This is a genomic window from Streptomyces sp. NPDC005438 (assembly GCF_040606315.1).
In the GTDB taxonomy this organism is placed as follows: domain Bacteria; phylum Actinomycetota; class Actinomycetes; order Streptomycetales; family Streptomycetaceae; genus Streptomyces.
The window spans coordinates 1,043,744-1,063,310 of the sequence record NZ_JBEXEP010000001.1 but is presented as its reverse complement, the minus strand read 5'-3'; the positions used below and the strand labels follow the sequence as shown (position 1 = coordinate 1,063,310).

Genomic DNA, 19,567 nt, shown 5'->3' with positions numbered 1-19,567 from the left:
CCACAGGGTCCACATCCCGTACGCCCGGATGTGGACCCCTCACCGTCACCGTCCGTTGAAGGCGTCCTTCAGGCGGGAGAACAGCCCCTGCTGACCGGGCTGGAACTGGCCCACCGGCCGCTCCTCGCCGCGCAACTTGGCCAGCCGGCGCAGCAGTTCCTCCTGCTCGGCGTCCAGCTTGCCGGGGGTGGTGACCTCCACGTGCACGATCAGCTGCCCCCGGCCGCCGCCGCGCAGGTGGGTCACACCGCGCTCGTGCAGCGGGATGGACTGGCCGGACTGGGTGCCCGGACGGATGTCGATGTCCTCCCGGCCGTCCAGGGTCTCCAGGGACACCTGGGTGCCCAGGGCCGCCGCCGTCATCGGGATGGTGACCGTGCAGTGCAGGTCGTCCCCACGCCGCTGGAAGGTCGAGTGCGGCGCCTCGTGGATCTCCACGTACAGGTCACCGGCCGGGCCGCCTCCGGGGCCCACCTCGCCCTCGCCGGCGAGCTGGATGCGGGTGCCGTTGTCCACACCGGCGGGGATCTTCACCGTCAGCCCCCGACGGGACCGGATACGGCCGTCGCCCGCGCACTCCTGGCAGGGGGTGGGCACCACGGTGCCGAAGCCCTGGCACTGGGGGCAGGGCCGGGAGGTCATGACCTGGCCCAGGAAGGAGCGGGTCACCTGGGAGACCTCGCCCCGGCCGCGGCACATGTCGCAGGTCTGGGCCGAGGTGCCCGGGGCGGCGCCCTCACCGGAACAGGTGGTGCACACGATGGCGGTGTCGACCTGGATGTCCTTGGTGGTGCCGAACGCCGCCTCCTCCAGCTCGATGTCCAACCGGATCATGGCGTCCTGGCCCCGACGGGTACGGGACCGGGGGCCGCGCTGGGAGGCCGTTCCGAAGAAGGCGTCCATGATGTCGGAGAAGTTGCCGAAGCCTCCGCCGAAACCGGCACCGCCGGCACCGGCGGCCGGGTCCCCGCCCAGGTCGTAGACCTGCTTCTTCTGCGGGTCGGAGAGCACCTCGTAGGCGGTGTTGATCTCCTTGAACCGGTCCTGGGTCTTGGGGTCCGGGTTCACGTCCGGGTGCAGCTCACGGGCGAGACGGCGGAACGCCTTCTTGATCTCGTCCTGTGAGGCGTCCCGGCCGACTCCGAGCACCGCGTAGTAGTCCGTCGCCACTTATGACTCCGCGAGGATCTGTCCGACGTAACGTGCCACTGCGCGTACCGCTCCCATCGTTCCGGGGTAGTCCATCCTGGTCGGTCCCACCACTCCGAGTTTGGCGACCGCCTCGTCGCCCGAACCGTAGCCGACGGAAACGACCGATGTGGAACTGAGCCCCTCGTGATCGTTCTCATGCCCGATGCGCACCGTCATACCGGAGTCGGTGGCCTCCCCCAGCAGCTTCAGCAGGACCACCTGCTCCTCCAGTGCCTCCAGCACCGGGCGGATGGTCAACGGGAAGTCCTGTCCGAAACGGGTGAGGTTGGCGGTGCCGCCGATCATCAACCGTTCCTCGGTCTCCTCGACCAGGGTGTCCAGCAGGGTCGCCAGCACGGCCGAGACCGCGCTCCGGTCCTCGGCGTCGAACCCCTCGGGGAGGTCGCGCACCAACTGGGGAACGTCGGTGAACCGCTGGCCGGCCGCGCAGCTGTTGAGCCGGGCCCGCAGGTCCGCGACGGTGGCCTCGGCGAGCGGGGTCGGGCAGTCCACGAGCCGCTGCTCCACCCGCCCGGTGTCGGTGATCAGCACCAGCATCAGCCGGGCCGGGGCCAGCGACAGCAGCTCCACGTGGCGCACCGTGGAACGGGTCAGCGACGGGTACTGCACCACCGCCACCTGCCGGGTCAGCTGCGCCAGCAGCCGAACCGTACGGCCCACCACGTCGTCCAGGTCGACCGCGCCCACCAGGAAGTTCTGGATGGCCCGGCGCTCGGCGGAGGACAGCGGCTTGACTCCGGCCAGCTTGTCGACGAAGAGGCGGTACCCCTTGTCGGTCGGGATGCGCCCGGCGCTGGTGTGGGGCTGGGCGATGTACCCGTCCTCCTCCAGGGCCGCCATGTCGTTGCGCACGGTCGCCGGGGAGACCTGGAGGTTGTGCCGCTCGGTGAGTGCCTTGGAGCCGACCGGCTCCTCCGTGCCCACGTAGTCCTGGACGATGGCGCGCAGCACCTCGAGTCTGCGTTCGCTCAGCAAGGTGCACCTCCGTCCGACGTTCCGGTGACTGTTGGCACTCTGGGCTGGGGAGTGCCAAATCGCCGTGCCCAGTGTACGGCGGAGGTACGTGACCGAGGCAAGGGTGTGCCGCCCCCCACTCCCCCGGGACTCTCCGAGCACCCGCCGTGGCGGGTGCTCGGAGCGCCGTCGGCACCGGTGACCGACCCGCTGACCGGACACGATCCAGGGGAAACCCCCTAGGCGGTGACCGGACCAGGACGCTAACGTCACCGACATGGTCAGCGCGTGGGAGGAGCTGGCGCCCGGGGTGGCCCGCAGGAGGCTGCCCGGCTGGGACGCCACCGTGGGCGCTGTCGCCGGCCCTGAGGGGGTGCTGGTGGTGGACGCCGGTGCCAGCCTGGACGAGGGCGCGGCCGTACGACGTGAGGTGGAGGCGCGCTTCGGGTGCCCGGTGACCCACCTGGTGCTCACCCACCCGCACTTCGACCACGTGCTGGGGGCCGGCGCCTTCCCCGAGGCGCGGCTGTACGGGGCGGCCGGTCTGGAGGACCGCGTCCACGGTGACCCCGAGGGGTTGCGGGAGGACGCGGTGTGCCACGGCCTGGACGCGCGACTGGCGGCCGAGGCCTGCGCGGCGCCTCCCCCACCGGCGCTCCCGGTCGAGGGGGAACTGGCCGTGTCCCTGGGTGACCGCCGGGTGGTACTGGCGTACCTGGGGCCGGCGCACACCGCCCACGACCTCGTCGTCCTGGTGCCGGGCGAGGGCGGGCACCCCCCGGTGGTGTTCTGCGGCGACCTGGTGGAGGAGTCCGGGGAGCCCCAGGCCGGGCCGGACGCCCACGGCACCAGCTGGCCCGGGACCCTGGACCGGCTGCTGGCCCTGGGCGGCCCCGACGCCCGCTACGTACCGGGCCACGGCGCGGTGGTGGACGCCCCCTTCGTGGCCGCGCAGCGGCGTACGCTCGCCGGCCGTTTCGGCGACTGAGCCCCCGGGCCCGGCACCGCGCCCCCCAACACCGGCCCCGCCACCGGAGGTTGGCCGCGCTCGTGGGTGGGGCTCGGGGGAGAATGCCTCCCATGCGCAGCCGACAGTACGGTCCCGACCTGACCCCGCCGTGGAAGAAGCGGCGGCCGGTGCCCGAGGTGCCCGCCGAACCCGACCTGGTGGTGGAGGAGGTGACCACCGGCTTCTGCGGCGCGGTCGTCCGCTGCGAGAAGACCGCCGAGGGGTTGACCGTCACCCTGGAGGACCGCTTCGGCGCCCACCGCGTCTTCCCCCTGGAACCGCGCGGATTCCTGCTGGAGGGACGCGAGGTCACCCTGGTCCGCCCCTCTTCGGCGCCGAGGGAGACCGGCCCCCGCCGTACCGCCAGCGGCTCCCTGGCGGTGCCGGACGCGCCGGCCCGGGTGGCCCGGGCCGGACGGATCTATGTGGAGGGGCGGCACGACGCCGAGCTGGTGGAGAAGGTGTGGGGCGACGACCTGCGGGTGGAGGGCGTGGTCGTGGAGTACCTGGAGGGAGTGGACCACCTGCCCACCGTGGTCGCCGAGTTCGGCCCCTCCGCCGAGGCCCGGCTGGGCGTGCTGGTGGACCACCTGGTGCCCGGCTCCAAGGAGTCACGGATCGCGGCCGAGGTCACCGACGCCCACGTGCTGGTGGTCGGCCACCCCTACATCGACATCTGGCAGGCGGTGAAACCCTCCTCGCTGGGCATCGCCTCCTGGCCCACCGTCCCGCGCGGCCAGGACTGGAAGACCGGGGTCTGCCGTGCCCTGGGCTGGCCGGAGAACACCGGCGCCGCCTGGAAGCGGATCCTGGGGTCGGTGCGCAGTTTCCGTGACCTGGAACCGGAGCTGCTGGGGCGGGTGGAGCAGCTGATCGACCATGTGACGGTCGGCGGCCCGAACGGCCCCTGAGCCAGGGGTCCGGCCGGGCTACGGGCCCCGGTGGGGATGGCGGACAATGGTGCCCATGTCCCCCTCCGCCCTGCCCGACGGCGAGCCCGTGCCCGCCGACGGTTCGCTGCCAGCCTCCGCGCTCGTGGACGCCGCGCGACGGCCCCTGGCCTTCTACCTGCACGTCCCGTACTGCGTGACCCGCTGCGGCTACTGCGACTTCAACACCTACACCGCCGAGGAACTCCGCGACCGGGACGGCACGGTGGTCGCCTCCCGGGACACCTACGCCGCGACCCTGGTGGAGGAGGTCCGGCTGGCCCGCAAGGTGCTGGGCGACGACCCGAGGCGGGTGGAGACCGTGTTCGTCGGGGGCGGTACCCCCACCCTGCTGCCCCCCGAGGACCTGGGCCGGATGCTGGAGGCGATCCGCTGTGAGTTCGGCTTCGCCGAGGACGTGGAGATCACCACCGAGGCCAACCCCGAGACGGTGGGCCCCCGCTATCTGACCGGCCTTCGGGAGGCCGGCTTCAACCGGATCTCCTTCGGGATGCAGTCCGCCCGCCGCCACGTACTGGCCGTACTCGACCGGACCCACACCCCCGGGCGGCCGGAACGCTGTGTGGCCGAGGCACGGGAGGCGGGCTTCGCCCACGTCAACCTCGACCTGATCTACGGCGCCCCCGGGGAGACCGAACAGGACTGGCAGGCCAGCCTGGACACCGTGCTGGAGACCGGCGTCGACCACGTCTCCGCCTACGCCCTGATCGTCGAGGAGGGCACTCAGCTGGCCCGGCGGATCCGTCGCGGGGAGGTGCCCCCCACCGACGACGACGTCCACGCCGACCGCTACCTCCAGGCCGAGGAGACGCTGAGCCGGGCCGGCCTGGAGTGGTACGAGGTGTCCAACTGGGCCGCCGACCCCCGCTCCCGCTGCCGGCACAACGAGCTGTACTGGACCGGGGCCGACTGGTGGGGCGCCGGCCCCGGGGCGCACAGCCACGTGGGCGGGGTCCGCTGGTGGAACGTCAAGCACCCGGCCGCCTACGCCCGGGCCCTGTCCCAGGGCCACTCCCCCGGCGCCGGCCGGGAACTCCTCACGGCGGAGGACCAGCGGGTGGAACGGATCCTGCTGGAACTGCGGCTGCGCGAGGGCTGCCCCCTGGACCTGCTGGCCCCCGAGGGGGCGCGGGCAGCCGCCGAGGCGGTGGAGCGAGGCCTGCTGGACGCCGGGGCCCACACCCGTGGGCGGGCCCAACTCACTCTGCGCGGAAGGCTGTTGGCCGACGCCGTGGTACGGGACCTGGTCGACTGAGCGACCAGGTCGGGTGGGGCCACCTCAGAGCACCGCTCTCCTCAAGCGGGTGTCGTTGCCCCGTCCCGCACGTGTGGGGGGGCGCCCACCCAGCCGGTGCGACGCCCCCCACGTGGTCCGTCAGCGCGCTACGCCTCGCGGGAACCGGCGTACATGTCGTCCAGCAGATAGCCGAACTCCCGCTCCACCACCGGGCGCTTCAGCTTCAGGCTGGGGGTGAGGTCGCCGTGCTCCACGTCCAGGTCGCGCGGCAGGATGCGGAACTTCTTGATGGTCTGCCACCTCTGCAGGCCCTCGTTCAGTTCCTTCACATGGCCGTCGATCAGCTCCCGGACCTGGTCGGAGGCGACCACCTTGGCGTACGGCTGGTCACCGAGGCCGTTCTCCTCCGCCCAGTTCATGATCGAGGGCTCGTCCAGGGCGATCAGCGCGGTGCAGAAGTTCCGGTCGGCGCCGTGCACCACGATGTTGGAGACGTACGGGCAGACCGCCTTGAACTGGCCCTCCACCTCGGCGGGGGCGATGTACTTGCCGCCGGAGGTCTTGATCAGGTCCTTCTTGCGGTCGGTGATCCGCAGGAAGCCGTCGTCCGACAGTTCGCCGATGTCCCCGGTGTGGAACCAGCCGTCGTCCTCCAGCACCTCCCGGGTCTGCTCGTCCAGCCCGTGGTATCCCTGCATCACGCCGGGGCCGCGCAGCAGGATCTCGCCGTCCTCGGCGATCCGCACCTCGGTGCCCGGAAGCGGCTTGCCCACCGTGCCGGTGCGGTAGCTCTCGCCGGGGTTCACGAAGCTCGCGGCCGAGGTCTCGGTGAGCCCGTACCCCTCCAGGATGTGCACCCCGGCGCCGGAGAAGAAGTAGCCGATGTCGGGCGCCAGTGCCGCCGAACCGGAGACGCAGGCCCGCAGCCGGCCGCCGAAGGCCTCACGCAGCTTGGCGTACACCAGCTTGTCGGCCACCGCGTGCTTGGCGCGCAGCCCCACCGGCACCGAATGGACGCCGGTGCGGCGGAAGTTGTCCTGGCTGACCTTGGCGTACTCCCGGGCCACCCCGGCCGCCCAGAGGAAGATCTTGTACTTCGCGGCGCCGCCGTCCCGCGCCTTGGCGGCCACCCCGTTGTAGACCTTCTCGAAGATCCGGGGCACGGCGGCCATGTAGGTCGGGCGGACCACCGGGAGGTTCTCGATGATCTTGTCGATACGGCCGTCCACCGCCGTACTGTGCCCCACCTCAATCTGCCCGGCGATCAGCACCTTGCCGAACACGTGGGCCAGCGGCAGCCACAGGTACTGCAGGTCGTCCTCGGTCACCAGGCTGGTCTGCTTGATCGCCTTGGCCATGTACGACCAGCAGTCGTGCGGCAGACGCACGCCCTTGGGGCGACCGGTGGTGCCGGAGGTGTAGATCAGGGTGGCCAACTGGTCCGCGCGCAGCGCGGCGACGGCCTCCTTCACACACTCGGGCTTCTCCTTGAGCCGCTCGGCACCTCGACGGATCAGCTCGTCGAGGGAGAGCACCCAACCGTCCGGGTCACCCTCGGCCGGAGTCGCGTCGGCCTCCTCGATCACCACCACGTGGGCCAGGTCGGGGAGTTCGGCCCGCCGGGCCCGTACCTTCTCCAGCTGGGAGGCGTCCTCGGCGATCAGCACCCGGCTGTCGGAGTCGGCGAGGATGTACGCCGTCTCCTCCTCCTTGGTGCTGGGGTAGACCGTGGTGGTCGCCGCCCCGGCGCACAGCACGCCCAGGTCGCACAGGATCCAGTCGACGCGGGTGCTGGAGGCCAGGGCCACCCGCTCCTCCGACCGCACCCCGAGGGCGATCAGCCCGGCCGCGATGCGGAACACCCTCTCCGCGGCCTCGCTCCAGTTGTAGGAGCGCCACTCGTCGGGCCCGTCACCGGATGCGGGCGGCACGGGGTAGCGGTACGCCTCCCTCTCCGGGGTGGCCTCCACCCGCTCCAGGAAGAGCGTCGCCACGGAGGGCGGACGGTTCTCGATCAGGGATTGTGCGTCGCTCACGACATCCTCCGGGCCCACGCTAGCGGCAGGGTGACTGACGAGTAACTATCGAACGAGGTCAGAGTAGAGCCCGAGTGGCCCGTACGTAAGTGCTCCAGCGCTCACTTCCCGAGGAAGGTTCCAGGAAAACGATCCACACACTCGCGGGGTTCCCCTCAGGTTCCGCCCGGACCACCCTCGACACCGGCGCCCACCGGATCTTCGGGGGAACTCCGAGAGCGCGGAAATCACGGAAATCACGACCGCGTCACGAAGTCATAAACCTTGACGCGTCCCCGTCGGCACCTATCGGCAGGCCCCACTCCGACCCCGACCGGAACCACCGTGAAGAGGCACCGGAAAGGGGTACGGGCGGTGGTGGGACGGGGTGCCGTCGCACGTGGGGAGCCCCCACCCGACAACCGGACCCGTCGCCCCGACCACCGTGGGGAATCTACTTCTTGGCCTTGCCGGAGTCCCCGTCGGAGTCGGTGGAAAGCGCGGCGATAAAGGCGTCCTGCGGCACCTCGACCCGGCCCACGACCTTCATTCGCTTCTTCCCCTCCTTCTGCTTCTCCAGCAGCTTCCGCTTTCGGGAGATATCTCCGCCGTAACACTTGGCCAACACGTCCTTACGGATCGCGCGAACCGTCTCCCGGGCGATGACCCGGGAACCGATGGCCGCCTGGATCGGCACCTCGAACTGCTGCCGGGGAATCAGCTCCCGGAGTTTGGTGGCCATCCGTACGCCGTAGCTGTACGCCTTGTCCTTGTGCACGATCGCGGAGAAGGCGTCCACCTTGTCCCCGTGCAGCAGGATGTCGACCTTGACCAGGTCGGCGACCTGCTCGCCGGTCGTCTCGTAGTCCAGCGAGGCGTAGCCACGGGTCTTGGACTTCAGGGCGTCGAAGAAGTCGAAGACGATCTCGGCGAGCGGCAGGGTGTAGCGGAGTTCCACCCGCTCCTCGGAGAGGTAGTCCATTCCCAGCAGGTTGCCCCGGCGCGACTGGCACAGCTCCATGATCGCGCCGATGAACTCGCTGGGGGCGATCAGCGTGGCCCGCACCACCGGCTCGTGGACGACGTCGATCTTGCCGGTGGGGAACTCGCTCGGGTTGGTGACCGTGTGCTCGGTCTTGTCCTCCATCTCCACCCGGTAGATCACGTTCGGCGCCGTGGCGATCAGGTCGAGGCCGAACTCGCGCTCCAGCCGCTCCCGGATGACCTCCAGGTGCAACAGCCCCAGGAAGCCCACCCGGAAGCCGAAGCCCAGGGCGGCCGAGGTCTCCGGCTCGTAGACCAGCGCCGCGTCGTTCAGCCGCAGCTTGTCCAGGGCGTCCCGCAGCTCCGGGTAGTCGGAGCCGTCGAGGGGGTACAGGCCGGAGAACACCATCGGCTTGGGGTCCTTGTAGCCGCCCAGCGGCTCCTCGGCACCCTTGTGCTGCTGGGTGACCGTGTCACCCACCTTGGACTGCCGCACGTCCTTCACGCCGGTGATCAGGTAGCCGACCTCGCCCACCGCCAGTCCCTGGGAGGGGGTCATCTCCGGGGAGTTGGTGCCGATCTCCAGCAACTCGTGGGTGGCGCCGGTGGACATCATGCGGATCCGCTCTCGCTTGGAGAGCTGACCGTCGACCACCTTCACGTAGGTGACCACGCCACGGTAGGCGTCGTAGACCGAGTCGAAGATCATCGCGCGGGCGGGGGCGTCCTTCACCCCCACCGGCGGGGGCACCTGGCGCACCACCTCGTCCAGCAACTCCTCGACCCCCTCACCGGTCTTGGCCGAGACCCGCAGGACGTCCGAGGGTTCACAGCCGATGAGGTGCGCCAACTCCGCCGCGAACTTCTCGGGTTGGGCCGCCGGCAGGTCGATCTTGTTGAGCACCGGGATGATGACCAGCTCGTGCTCCATCGCCAGGTACAGGTTGGCGAGGGTCTGCGCCTCGATGCCCTGGGCGGCGTCCACCAGCAGGACGCAGCCCTCACAGGCGGCCAGCGAACGGGAGACCTCGTAGGTGAAGTCCACGTGCCCGGGGGTGTCGATCATGTTGAGGATGTGCGCCGTGCCCTGGCTCTCACCCTCCTTCGGTGAGGACGCCCACGGCATCCGCACCGCCTGGGACTTGATGGTGATGCCGCGCTCACGCTCGATGTCCATGCGGTCGAGGTACTGGGCGCGCATCTGCCGCTGCTCCACCACACCGGTGAGCTGGAGCATCCGGTCCGCCAGGGTCGACTTGCCGTGGTCGATGTGAGCGATGATGCAGAAGTTACGGATCACGGCCGGATCGGTCTGGCTCGGCTCCGGCGCGTTCGAAGGGATCGCGGGCACGCGGGGTCCTGTCACTGAAGGCACTCGTACATAGGGGTCGCCGCCTATCGTCCCATGACCGGGAGCCTCCCCACCGATTGGGAGGGGCACGGACCCTGCTGCTAGTCTGGCCCACCGTGTCTCGCGTGCTCGCACGCCGAGGCGACCGGCCGCCGGACACATTCCCAGGGGACCAGCCATCACGCGCAGTCCGTACGGGATCGACCGGGGCCAGCCAACGCACATCATCGACCCCGCAAAGGCTCTTTTTCGTGGCGAACATCAAGTCCCAGATCAAGCGGATCAAGACGAACGAGAAGGCCCGCCAGCGCAACAAGGCGGTCAAGTCGGAGCTCAAGACCGCTATCCGCCGTGTCCGTGAGGCCGTGGCCGCCGGCGACGCCGAGAAGGCCACCGTCGCGGCGCGCGAGGCCTCCCGCAAGCTGGACAAGGCCGCCAGCAAGGGCGTGCTGCACAAGAACAACGCGGCCAACAAGAAGTCCGCCATCGCCCGCAAGGTCCACTCCCTCCAGGGCTGACCCACCGGGCGGTGCGCCCCGGGGCGAGCGGACCTCTTGGACGCCTCGCTCCACCCCCGCACCACAGGTCGCCGACGCACCCTCTCCGTCCCCACGGCCCACACCGGGCCGGGGCCCACGAGAGGACGTTCGAGCCCTCTACCTCGACCGCGAGGCGACCAGCGAAAAACGGCGCAGATCCCGTCCCCACGGGGAGCCGTAACAGATCGTGTTGTTCGCCACAGCACTGTGTGAGTGCCCCGGAAGGCAGCTTCCGGGGCACTGTGCTGTCCCTGGTGGCCAGCCCCTCGAAGCGGGCGGGGAATTCACCGACACCACCGCTCCGCAGTTGTCATGAGCGCGGTAGCGTCATGACATGTCGACCCCAGGTAGCCAGCCCAACCCCTACTCCCAGCACAATCCGTACCAGCAGCCCGCCACCGGGTCCCCCAACCCGTATTCACAGTCGCCTGGTTACCCCAACTCCCCCTACGGCAGCGGTCCTTCGGCAAGCTCGCCCGGCACCGGGGGGCAGGGAGGCGGCAAGGGTTGGCTGTGGGCCGTGCTGGGAGCGGTCGGCGCCTCGGTCGTGTGGGCGGGCGGGCTGTTCGCCACCGGCGTGCTCCCGGGTGACGACGACTCCGCCGACCTCGCCGGGAACCACTACTACTCCGACCCCTGCGAAGCGGCCGAACTCACCTCCACCGACGACCACTACAAGGTCGAGTCCCCGAGCGACAACTCCTACCAGGGCTACGCCTTCGAGGGGGACAACCTCGACCAGAGCGCCTGCGTCAAGCGCCTCACCCCCAACTCCCAACAGTCCAGCGGCTACTCCACGACCCAGTTGACCGTGACCATGTCCTGGCACAAGAAGTCCGACCCGACCGAGGAGTTCGCCGACGAGTGGAACTCCTACTCCGACCGGGGATACGGGGACATCAACTACACGGTGACGCGGACCACCGGGCTCGGTGACGAGGCCTTCGTGGTGACCCAGGAGGACGACAAGAACGGACTGCGCTGGGCCACGGTCGCCGTGCGCGAGGGCTGGGTGGTCCAGGTGCTCGACTGGAGCTCGTACTCCAGCAGGAGCAGCGAGGAGGCGGGGCACCCCGCCAAGGACACGCTGGTGGAGATGCTCAAGTCGGATGCCCGGGAGTCGTTGAAGAACCTCAAGAAGCCCAACGACGGCAACAACCGACGTGACCCCGGTCGCGGCGACGTCTGAGTCCCCGGCCACCCCGACGGCCGGGCCAACGGGGCGTGGTGGAGGCCCCGTTCACGTCCGCCCTCGGCAGTTCCGTGACGGTGCCGCCCGGTGTGGAGACGCCGTCCTCCGGCGGATGGCGTTCAGCCGGGAAAGCGGGCTGGCTCGCGCCGGCCTGAGCGGCCCCGGCTCTGGGCCGAATCCCTCGCGTCATCGGCCAGCCACACCCACGTCAGACCGCGTGCCGGCCCAGGGCAACGCAGGCCCCAGGCCACGTCGGGCGGCTTCCCCCACCGTTGAGAACCCCCCGCGGGTACGACGCGACGGCAACCGTGTGTGCCGTCGCTGCCCGACACCGAGGCATCCCCCGATCGCCTCCCGTGCACCCACGGTGCCTTCTCATCGCACAGGACCCACCACGGGTCGGGAACGTCGGCCCCTCTCCCCGGACCTCCAACTCTCGCCCAGCACCAGCGGGTTGAGCCTCTCTCCCCTGCCCGGCGTCATACGGAGAGGGGTGGTCCCGAGTGCCCCTGGTACCCGCGCACCAGAGAAGCGGGGCGGCCCGAGGCTCGTGCCCTCCGTGGTCACGGCCCAGCCAGAACGAGGTGGGCGTCCGGCCAGAGCCGTTGGAGCGTCCACGGTGACCGCTCAAGAGGCGGCCGTACACCCCTGTGCGGGCCAGCCCGGGCCGTACCCAAGCACCGGCGTGGGCCCCGGCTCCTACCGGTCTCTCATCTCGTCATCGCGAACGGGCCGCGCTGGCGATGGTGACCACCGCCTTCTCCAGGGCGAACTCGGGATCGGCGCCGGCCCCCTTGACCGCCGCGTCCGCCTCGGCGACCGCCCGCAGAGCCTGTGACACTCCCGCCGCCGACCAACCACGCATCTGCTGCCGCACCCGGTCGATCTTCCACGGTGGCATCCCCAACTCGCGCGCCAGGTCACCCGGTCGCATCCCCCGGGGCGCGGAGGCCAACTTGGCCACCGACCTCACTCCCTGGGCCAGTGCGCTGGTGACCAGCACCGGAGCCACCCCGGTGGACAGTGCCCACCGCAGGGCCTCCAGGGCGTCAGCCGTACGCCCCTCCACCGCCCGGTCGGCGACCGTGAAGCTGGAGGTCTCCGCGCGCCCGGTGTAGTACCGCGCGACCTCCGCCTCGTCGACCACCCCCTCGATGTCCGATGCCAGCTGGGCACTGGCCGAAGCCAGTTCGCGGAGGTCACTGCCGATCGCGTCCACCAGGGCCTGACAGGCCTCCGGCGTCGCGGACCTCCCCGCCGTACGGAACTCGTGACGCACGAAGGCGACCCGGTCCGCCGGCTTGGTCAGCTTCGCGCACGCGACCTCGCGCGCCCCCGCCTTGCGGGCGGCGTCCAACAGCCCCTTCCCCTTGTTACCGCCGAGGTGGATCAACACGAGGGTGATCTCCTCGGCCGGCGCACCGAGATACGCCTTCACGTCCTTGACCGTGTCGGCGCCCAGGTCCTGGGCACCTCGCACCACCACCACCTTGCGTTCAGCGAACAGGGAGGGAGTGGTCAACTCGGCGAGGGTGCCCGGTTGCAGCTCACCGGGTGCGAGCTGGCGCACGTCCGTGTCAGGGTCGGCCGCACGCGCGGCGGCGACCACCTGCTGCACGGCGCGGTCCTGCAACAGCTCCTCGGGGCCCACCGCGAGGGTGACCGGAGCGAGCGGGTCGTCGGTGGTTGTCTTCCTGGCCATCACCGCACAGCATCCCACGCCCCACTGACAGGTCCGGCTGTCGCAGAATGGGTCCGTGTCTGACGTACGACGGATTCTGGTACTGCCCGACCGGGACGCGGCCGAGGAGTTGGCCGAGGAACTGGTCGACCGCCTCGCTCTCCCCATGGAGCCCCAGGTGGTGCGCGAGGCCCTGGCGGGTGAGGACGATGCCGAGGACGCCCAGTGGCTGGTGGTGATCGAGGACGAGAACGCCGTCCAGCAGACGGAGTTGCTCCAGAAGCTGGCCGAGGCCCACGAGGGGTGGCTGGAGTACGACTGAGGGGTCGGCGCTCGCGTCGGCGTCTTCCGGCTGAGCGGTAGGCCGACCCGTCGTCCGTGACGGCCAGGGCACCGTCGCGGTCCGTACGGAGCACCAAGGTGCCCAGCCCGTGCAGGGCCTCCACCAGGCGCGGGGCGGGGTGCCCGTACCCGTTGTCCGCGCCCACCGACACCAGGGCCACCCGAGGGCTCAACCGGGCCAGCAACGGCCAGTGTTGGCGCGGCGACCCATGGTGGGCGACCTTGAGGACGTCGACGCGGTCCAGAGAGGGGTGGGCCTCCAACAGGCTGCTCTGGGCCCTGGGCTCCAGGTCACCGGTGAACAGCGCGCTCAGTCCGCCCGCTCGGACCAGCAGAGTCACGCTGGCGTCATTGGCCTCGGAGCCCTCCCCCTCCTCGGAACGGCCAGCCCCCGCCGGCGCCCCGCCAGTGGCTGCCTCTTTCGCGGGTGGCCACAACACCTCCCAGGACAGGGGCCCCAGCTGCCTGCGTTCACCGCGTACGGCCGTGTGCACCGGTACTCCGGCTCGTCGGGCCGACTCCCGGACCATCCGAGCCTGGCTGGGTGGTTCGGCCAGCTCGGTGGTCTGGATCGCCCCCACCGAACGGTCACGGAGCACCCCGTCGAGCCCTCCCACGTGGTCGGCGTGAAAGTGGGTGAGCACCAGCAGGGGCACCGTGTGCACGCCCAGCGTGCGGAGGCACCGGTCCACGAGTCCGGGTTCCGGCCCGGCGTCCACCACCAGTGCCCTGCCCTTCCCGGCGTTCACCGCGAGGGCGTCCCCCTGGCCGACGTCACACATCGCCACCCGCCACCCCCTCGGGGGCCAGCCCGTGAGGGTGGACGTCAACGGGGCCGGTCTCAGTACGGCGACCAGCAGCCCGACCACGAGCAACGCGCAGAACCAGCGGAGCCGCAACAGTGGCCGGAACAGCAACAACATCCCGGGCACCAGCACCGCCAGCGCCAACCCACCACTCCAGCCACCCGGCCAGCTGACCACCGCACCCGGCAGGTCGGCTCCCGTACGAGCCACCCGGGCCAGCCCCAGGGTGGGCCAGCCCGCCAGCCAGGCGACGCCCGCCCCCAGAGGGGCGGAGAGTGGATGTGTCGCGAGAGCGGCGAAGCCCAGAACGGTTGCCGGTGCGACCAGGAACTCCGCCAGCAGGTTGCAGGGCACCGCCACCAGGGAGATGTGGGCGGCCAACACGGCGATCACCGGGGCGCACACCGCCTGTGCGGCACCGGCGGCGGCCAGCGCCTCCGCGAACCGTGCGGGGACTCCCCTCCGCTGTAGCGCGGCGCTCCAGCCCGGCGCGATGGTCAGCAGCGAACCGGTCGCCAACACGGACAGCAGAAAGCCGAAGTCCGTCGCCAACCAGGGGTTCCAGAGGAGGAGCAGCAGCACGGCGGCGGCCAGGGCCGGCATCAGTGACCGCCGTCTTCCGGTACCGATGGCCAGGATGGTGATCAACCCGCACGCGGCTGCCCTCAGCACACTGGGGTCCGGGCGACAGATCACCACGAAGGCCAGCGTCAGCAGAGCGCCCAGCAAGGCCGTGGTCCGCAGCGACAGCCCCAACCGTGCGGCCACTCCTCGCCGTTCGGCACGGACGGCCATACCTGGTGGTCCCGTTAACAGGATGAGGACGACCCCGAGGTTGGAGCCGCTGACCGCCAACAAGTGCGTCATGTCGGTGGTACGGAACGCCTGGTCCAGATCGGCCGGGATACGTGAGGTGTCGCCCACCACCAGCCCGGGCAACAGGGCCCGTGCGTCGCCGGGCAGTGCGTCACTGGCCTTTCGCAGTCCGGCCCGCAGCCCTCCGGCGAACCTCTGCATCGTGCTGGGCTCCCCCACCTTCTCCGGTGGGTCCGTAGCGTCCACGGTGACGAGGGCGGCCAGGTCCCGACCGCCGAAGGTGACCTGGCCTTCTGAAGGGGTGGGAGGCACCGCCCTGCCGGTCACCCGCACCGCGGTGGAGGGCAGCAGCCCCAGCCACGCACGCCGGAGTTGGGCAGTGGAGTCGTATCGCTTCTCCTGTGGACCGGGGAGTCGGACCAGCAGCAGTACGGGGTTTCGCACCCGGGTCCGGGAGCCGTCGAGCTGGGTGACCTGTCGGGCCTCAGCCGGGATCACCACGGTGGGCGCTCTGCCACTGTCCGAAGTTCGGGCCAGTCGGGGGTCCTTGGTGACGGTGACCTCGACGACGGTTCGCTGACGTTGTTCGGCCAGCTCGGGCAGCGGACCACGATGGAGGTCCGCCGCGTGGAAAAGGGCGGAGGTCCCCGAGGCGGCGGCGCACAGCAGTGTCATCGCCAGTGCCAGTCTTGCCCGGGGCGGAAGTCCGCGACCTCCTCCCCCACTCCCGGGTTCCTCGGGGGGACGTGCGCGGGCGCCCAGCCCGGAGGACGAGGAACAGAACAGCAGCAACGCGAGCGCGGTCGACACCACGACGGCCGCCGTGACCATCCCCCGGGGAGCGGCCAGCCCCACCCCGGCCGCGAACCAGGCGGCAAGCGCGGGCACCACGAGCCTCAGGTCCAACAGCCTCCGTGTGGGGTGGCGTTCCGGGCTTTCGGGCTCAGCAACCCTGCCGGGCCCACGTTCCGGGTGGTCGTGGCCGTGGTCGTGAGAAGTCGAGGTCGTCCTCATGGCGTGACCCGGGGCTGGAGTTCGTCGAAGCGGCGGTCACCGATGCCGCTGACCTCCCGCAGTTGGTCGACCGAAGTGAAGCCGCCGTGCTCGTTGCGGAAGTCCACGATCTTCTGGGCAAGCACCGGCCCCACTCCGGGCAGGGTTTCCAGCTGCTCGGTGGTGGCACTACTGAGGCTGACCGGTGCGCCGGACTGGGCGGGGCCCGCCCCCGGCTCAGGGCCAGCTCCGGTGGGTTGTTGCGCGGAGCCGACCACGATCTGTTCGCCGTCGACGAGCAACCGGGCCCTGTTCAGCCCCTTGGTGTCGGTGCCCGAGCGCACGCCGCCCGCGGCCTTGAGGGCGTCCTCCACCCGGGACCCGGCAGGCAGCCGGTGGATACCGGGCCGTCGCACCTTTCCCGAGACGTCCACGACCACGCGTCGGGCTCCGCCCTGCGGCGCCGAGGAGTGGGGCGAGGCTCCCGAGGTGACCAGCGGGTCCGCGCCACTGGTGGGAGCTGGTGTGGGTGCCGCCGAGGGTGCGGAGACGGGCTCGGGTCCGCCTGACCAGAAGCGGTAACCGGCGAAGGCCAGCAGGAGCAACAGCACCAGTGCCAGCGCGATCAGTGTGCGGGGCTCCACCCCGCACCGCAGCCGAGCCCAGTGGACCAGCCTCCTGGCCGTACCGGGTGGTGCGGAGGAGCCCTCCGGGCTGCGTGATGGTGCGGTGGGGCTCGTCGCGGTGTCCTCGGTGCCCACTCGGGGTCTGGTGGAGCCCGGAAGGCGAGGCGTGGGGTCGGGGCCGGGAGTGGCCTGCTGACGGATGGTGGGTGAGCCGACGGCGGGCGGTGTGGTGGGTGAGGCGGTAGCTGCCGCCACGGGCAACTCCACTGTGTTCGAGGGCGAGTTGGCCTCCGCCTCGATCCGTGCCCGGCGTTGCCGCAGTGCCGTTCGGGCAGCGGCGATGGCCTGGTCACGGGTCAGCGTTGAGGAGTTGGAGGGTGCCTCCTCCCGTTGCCCGACTCGTGGGGGCCGGAACGTCGTCCGGTGGGATTCCGCTGGACCAGCGTCGGGGTGCGCCGTGAGTCGGGCTGAACTTGCCCGCTGGGAGTGGCGGTCCTGCTCGTCGGACCAGGGCAGGTCCGTGGACGGCAACGTCTGTGTGGGGGCGAGGAGTTGGGCGGCACGTTCCCGTAGAGCGGTGGTGGTCGCGTCGGCAGGAGCCGGGTGGGTTCGCACGGTGGTACGCCGCGCGCGGTCACGGAGGCGGGCGGGGCGCGAACGGGGACGGTTTCGGGCGGGGTTGGGACGTCGGTGGCTCGGGGCTGAGGGGCGTCGGGTGCTGGCCATGGCGCGAAGCTATTGAGGACGCCGGGCAGCCGCTGACCGGCGTTGATTTCTGTGGATAACCAGCCGGTTGTGGATAACCGAACCACTCGACAGTGGTAACAAACCGTCCCCGAGGTTCGTCAGCCGGTGAACGTGTGCACCATCGACTCGTCGGCACTCGCCTCGTCACCCACTCACTCGCGGCCTCGGCGCTCTCCGCCTCCTGGCCGGCGCCAGCAGCCCACTCTTCAGGGATACGCCCATGCCTCGTGCCCGTAGCGCTCTCGCTCCCGCCCCTCACCTCCGTACCGGCGTTGCCGGCCTCCACCTGTACGCCAGACGACCTGTCACGACTGGGGCGGCGGCTGTCCTGGCGATGCTGGCCGTGCTGTTCGGGGCGAACTGGGACTCAGCGCAGGGCCACCACCGCACCCAGCAGCCCAGGACCGGTATGCGCGCCGATGACCGCACCGACCTCGCTGACGTGCAGGTCCCGCACATAGGGCACACGGCCGCGCAGCCGCTCCGCGAGTTCCTCGGCACGCTCAGGAGCGGCCAGATGGTGTACGGCGATGTCCACTTCCCGGGCACCCGCGCGCTCCACCACGATCTCCTCCAGCCGGGCGATGGCCCTGGAGGAGGTCCTGACCTTCTCCAGCATCTCGATGCGCCCCTCGGAGAGTTCCAGGATCGGCTTGACCGCGAGGGCCGAGCCCAGCAAGGCCTGGGCGGCACCGATACGACCACCACGCCGCAGGTAGTCCAGGGTGTCCACACAGAAGTAGGTGGAGGTGTGCCGAGCCCGTTTCTCCGCAGCGTCGACGGTCTCCTGGAGGCTGCCTCCCCGAGCCGCCCGCTCGGCTGCCGAGATGGCGCTGAACCCCAGAGCCATGGCGACCATTCCGGTGTCCACCACCCGAACCGGCACGGGAGCCGTCTTGCCGGCCAGCACGGCGGCGTCGTAGGTGCCGGAGATCTCGGCGGACAGGTGAAGCGAGACGATTGCCTTGGCGCCGTTGGCGGCGACCTTGCGGTAGGCCTCCGTGAAGCTCGCCGGGCTGGGGCGGGAGGTGGTCACGGCGGCCCGCCGGCGCAGAGCGTCGGAGAGCGACAGGACGGAGATCTGGGTCCCCTCCTCAAGAGCCTGTCTCCCCATCACCACGGTCAACGGCACCACGGTGATGTGGTGCCATTCCAGGATCTCCGTAGGCAGATAGGCCGTGGAATCCGTGACGATCGCGACATGGCGGGACATGAGCAGGAGGTTATCTCTCAGCAGCCGTATCCAGCAGCACGCCCCCGCGAAGCGAGGGACTCATGAAGGTGTGGTTGTGCTGGGCAAAGGGGGAAGCCAGGCACGAGGGCAACGAGATCACCTCTGTGACACATCGCGCTAGGCACTCTGGGAAGGCCAGTCCTTGGAGAAGTTCAAGCCTGTCCCTTCCGTACGGTCGGCCTGGTCACGGCCGAGAGCCCGCTTCGGATCAGAGCCCATGGCACGGCCGGAAGAGGGTTCGGACTCTCGTTCCTTCGACGGTTCCGCTGCGGCCAGGGGTTCCTGGTCATCCGACCAGGAACGAAGTGCCCCCGCTTCCACGGAGATCTGCTGCCGCAGCGCGGCCAGCCCCTCCTCGTCGAAGCGCCGGGCACGGTCCTGTGCGGCGTGCCGAAGCGAGTCCGCCGATTCCCGCACGATGTCCACGCGCTCACGCAGTTGCGGAAGGGCCACCCGGACTCGACGGGAGTCCGGCTCAGCTTCCAACAGGCCCAGTTCACGGTCGAGTTGACGAGCGTGGTCGTGGAGCTGGTCCAGCAGGCTCAGCGATTCGGACAGGGAGGAGTCGGTGGCGACCCTCGCCTCCAACTCCCGCCGTGTGCCGTCGATGGACCTGCGCAGTTCCAAGCGGGTACGCACCACGTCGCCCACGATGTCGGGGCGAGTGGCCTTGGCCCTCAGGGCCGCCTCGTCCACGGAGCGGCGTACCTGGACACCCGCACGCTCCACCCCGCTCTTGACGGCGCGTACCGCCTTCACCGTCACCAGGATTCCCAGGCTCAGGCAGACCACGAAAAAGAGAGCCATCACACCGAGAACAACGTCCATAGGTGCTCCGCATCTCGCTCGGGATGACGATCGGTCGCTTCCTACACGGTA

Annotated in this window: 14 protein-coding genes and 1 pseudogene; 6 read left to right on the top strand and 9 right to left on the bottom strand. The window is 70.5% G+C overall.

Annotated elements, in window-relative coordinates:
• Positions 1-45 precede the first annotated feature (45 nt).
• On the bottom strand, positions 46-1,170 hold the full coding sequence (gene dnaJ, locus ABZT14_RS04410; RefSeq protein ID WP_356296704.1) for a molecular chaperone DnaJ: 1,125 nt from the start codon (positions 1,168-1,170) through the stop codon (positions 46-48).
• Entirely contained in the window at positions 1,171-2,187 is a 1,017-nt protein-coding gene (hrcA, locus tag ABZT14_RS04405) for a heat-inducible transcriptional repressor HrcA (RefSeq protein ID WP_356296701.1), read from the bottom strand.
• 256 nt (positions 2,188-2,443) lie between these two features.
• Here hrcA and ABZT14_RS04400 point away from each other — a divergent pair, with 256 nt between their 5' ends.
• The 3 genes from ABZT14_RS04400 (at position 2,444) to hemW (ending at position 5,380) form a co-directional block, all read left to right on the top strand.
• A complete protein-coding gene (locus ABZT14_RS04400) occupies positions 2,444-3,154 on the top strand; it encodes an MBL fold metallo-hydrolase (RefSeq protein ID WP_356296699.1) in 711 nt (236 codons plus the stop codon).
• Positions 3,155-3,246: 92 nt separating this feature from the next.
• A complete protein-coding gene (locus ABZT14_RS04395; RefSeq protein ID WP_356296697.1) occupies positions 3,247-4,086 on the top strand; it encodes a DUF3097 domain-containing protein in 840 nt (279 codons plus the stop codon).
• A gap of 55 nt (positions 4,087-4,141) precedes the next feature.
• A complete protein-coding gene (gene hemW / locus ABZT14_RS04390) occupies positions 4,142-5,380 on the top strand; it encodes a radical SAM family heme chaperone HemW (RefSeq protein WP_356296693.1) in 1,239 nt (412 codons plus the stop codon).
• A 128-nt stretch (positions 5,381-5,508) separates the two neighbouring features.
• Here hemW and ABZT14_RS04385 read toward each other — a convergent pair whose 3' ends face one another.
• The gene (locus ABZT14_RS04385; protein WP_356296690.1) at positions 5,509-7,398 is read right to left on the bottom strand and encodes a long-chain fatty acid--CoA ligase; all 1,890 of its coding nucleotides are present in this window, start codon (positions 7,396-7,398) and stop codon (positions 5,509-5,511) included.
• A 433-nt stretch (positions 7,399-7,831) separates the two neighbouring features.
• On the bottom strand, positions 7,832-9,712 hold the full coding sequence (gene lepA, locus ABZT14_RS04380) for a translation elongation factor 4 (RefSeq protein ID WP_356296687.1): 1,881 nt from the start codon (positions 9,710-9,712) through the stop codon (positions 7,832-7,834).
• A 251-nt stretch (positions 9,713-9,963) separates the two neighbouring features.
• Between lepA and rpsT the strand changes: the two genes are divergently transcribed.
• Complete coding sequence (gene rpsT, locus ABZT14_RS04375) at positions 9,964-10,230, top strand: 30S ribosomal protein S20 (protein ID WP_356296684.1); 267 nt, start codon at positions 9,964-9,966, stop codon at positions 10,228-10,230.
• A gap of 355 nt (positions 10,231-10,585) precedes the next feature.
• The gene (locus ABZT14_RS04370; RefSeq protein WP_356296681.1) at positions 10,586-11,440 is read left to right on the top strand and encodes a hypothetical protein; all 855 of its coding nucleotides are present in this window, start codon (positions 10,586-10,588) and stop codon (positions 11,438-11,440) included.
• Positions 11,441-12,161: 721 nt separating this feature from the next.
• On the opposite strand, the gene holA is transcribed toward ABZT14_RS04370, so the two are convergent.
• Complete coding sequence (gene holA / locus ABZT14_RS04365) at positions 12,162-13,145, bottom strand: DNA polymerase III subunit delta (protein WP_356296678.1); 984 nt, start codon at positions 13,143-13,145, stop codon at positions 12,162-12,164.
• A 55-nt stretch (positions 13,146-13,200) separates the two neighbouring features.
• Between holA and ABZT14_RS04360 the strand changes: the two genes are divergently transcribed.
• Positions 13,201-13,446 carry a hypothetical protein gene (locus tag ABZT14_RS04360; protein ID WP_356297078.1) on the top strand — a complete coding sequence of 82 codons (246 nt, stop codon included), beginning with the start codon at positions 13,201-13,203 and terminating at the stop codon, positions 13,444-13,446.
• A 55-nt stretch (positions 13,447-13,501) separates the two neighbouring features.
• On the opposite strand, the pseudogene ABZT14_RS04355 reads toward ABZT14_RS04360, so the two are convergent.
• The 4 genes and pseudogenes from ABZT14_RS04355 to ABZT14_RS04340 form a co-directional block, all read right to left on the bottom strand.
• A pseudogene (locus ABZT14_RS04355) lies at positions 13,502-15,994 on the bottom strand (ComEC/Rec2 family competence protein); the annotation flags it as partial.
• A gap of 104 nt (positions 15,995-16,098) precedes the next feature.
• Positions 16,099-16,962 (bottom strand): helix-hairpin-helix domain-containing protein, encoded by an 864-nt coding sequence (locus ABZT14_RS04350; protein WP_356296676.1) that lies wholly within the window; start codon positions 16,960-16,962, stop codon positions 16,099-16,101.
• An 859-nt stretch (positions 16,963-17,821) separates the two neighbouring features.
• Positions 17,822-18,667, bottom strand: a complete 846-nt coding sequence (locus ABZT14_RS04345; RefSeq protein ID WP_356296673.1) for a DegV family protein — start codon at positions 18,665-18,667, stop codon at positions 17,822-17,824.
• 138 nt (positions 18,668-18,805) lie between these two features.
• Positions 18,806-19,495, bottom strand: coding sequence for a hypothetical protein (locus ABZT14_RS04340; protein ID WP_356296670.1), 690 nt, complete (start codon positions 19,493-19,495; stop codon positions 18,806-18,808).
• Positions 19,496-19,567: the final 72 nt, after the last annotated feature.

Bases quoted from the DNA above. Each gene is read 5' to 3' on its own strand.
- holA (WP_356296678.1), bottom strand. From the start codon at position 13,145: ATGGCCAGGAAGACAACCACCGACGACCCGCTCGCTCCGGTCACCCTC.
- ABZT14_RS04395 (WP_356296697.1), top strand. From the start codon at position 3,247: ATGCGCAGCCGACAGTACGGTCCCGACCTGACCCCGCCGTGGAAGAAG.
- hemW (WP_356296693.1), top strand. From the start codon at position 4,142: ATGTCCCCCTCCGCCCTGCCCGACGGCGAGCCCGTGCCCGCCGACGGT.
- ABZT14_RS04370 (WP_356296681.1), top strand. From the start codon at position 10,586: ATGTCGACCCCAGGTAGCCAGCCCAACCCCTACTCCCAGCACAATCCG.
- ABZT14_RS04345 (WP_356296673.1), bottom strand. From the start codon at position 18,667: ATGTCCCGCCATGTCGCGATCGTCACGGATTCCACGGCCTATCTGCCT.
- ABZT14_RS04340 (WP_356296670.1), bottom strand. From the start codon at position 19,495: ATGGCTCTCTTTTTCGTGGTCTGCCTGAGCCTGGGAATCCTGGTGACG.
- ABZT14_RS04400 (WP_356296699.1), top strand. From the start codon at position 2,444: ATGGTCAGCGCGTGGGAGGAGCTGGCGCCCGGGGTGGCCCGCAGGAGG.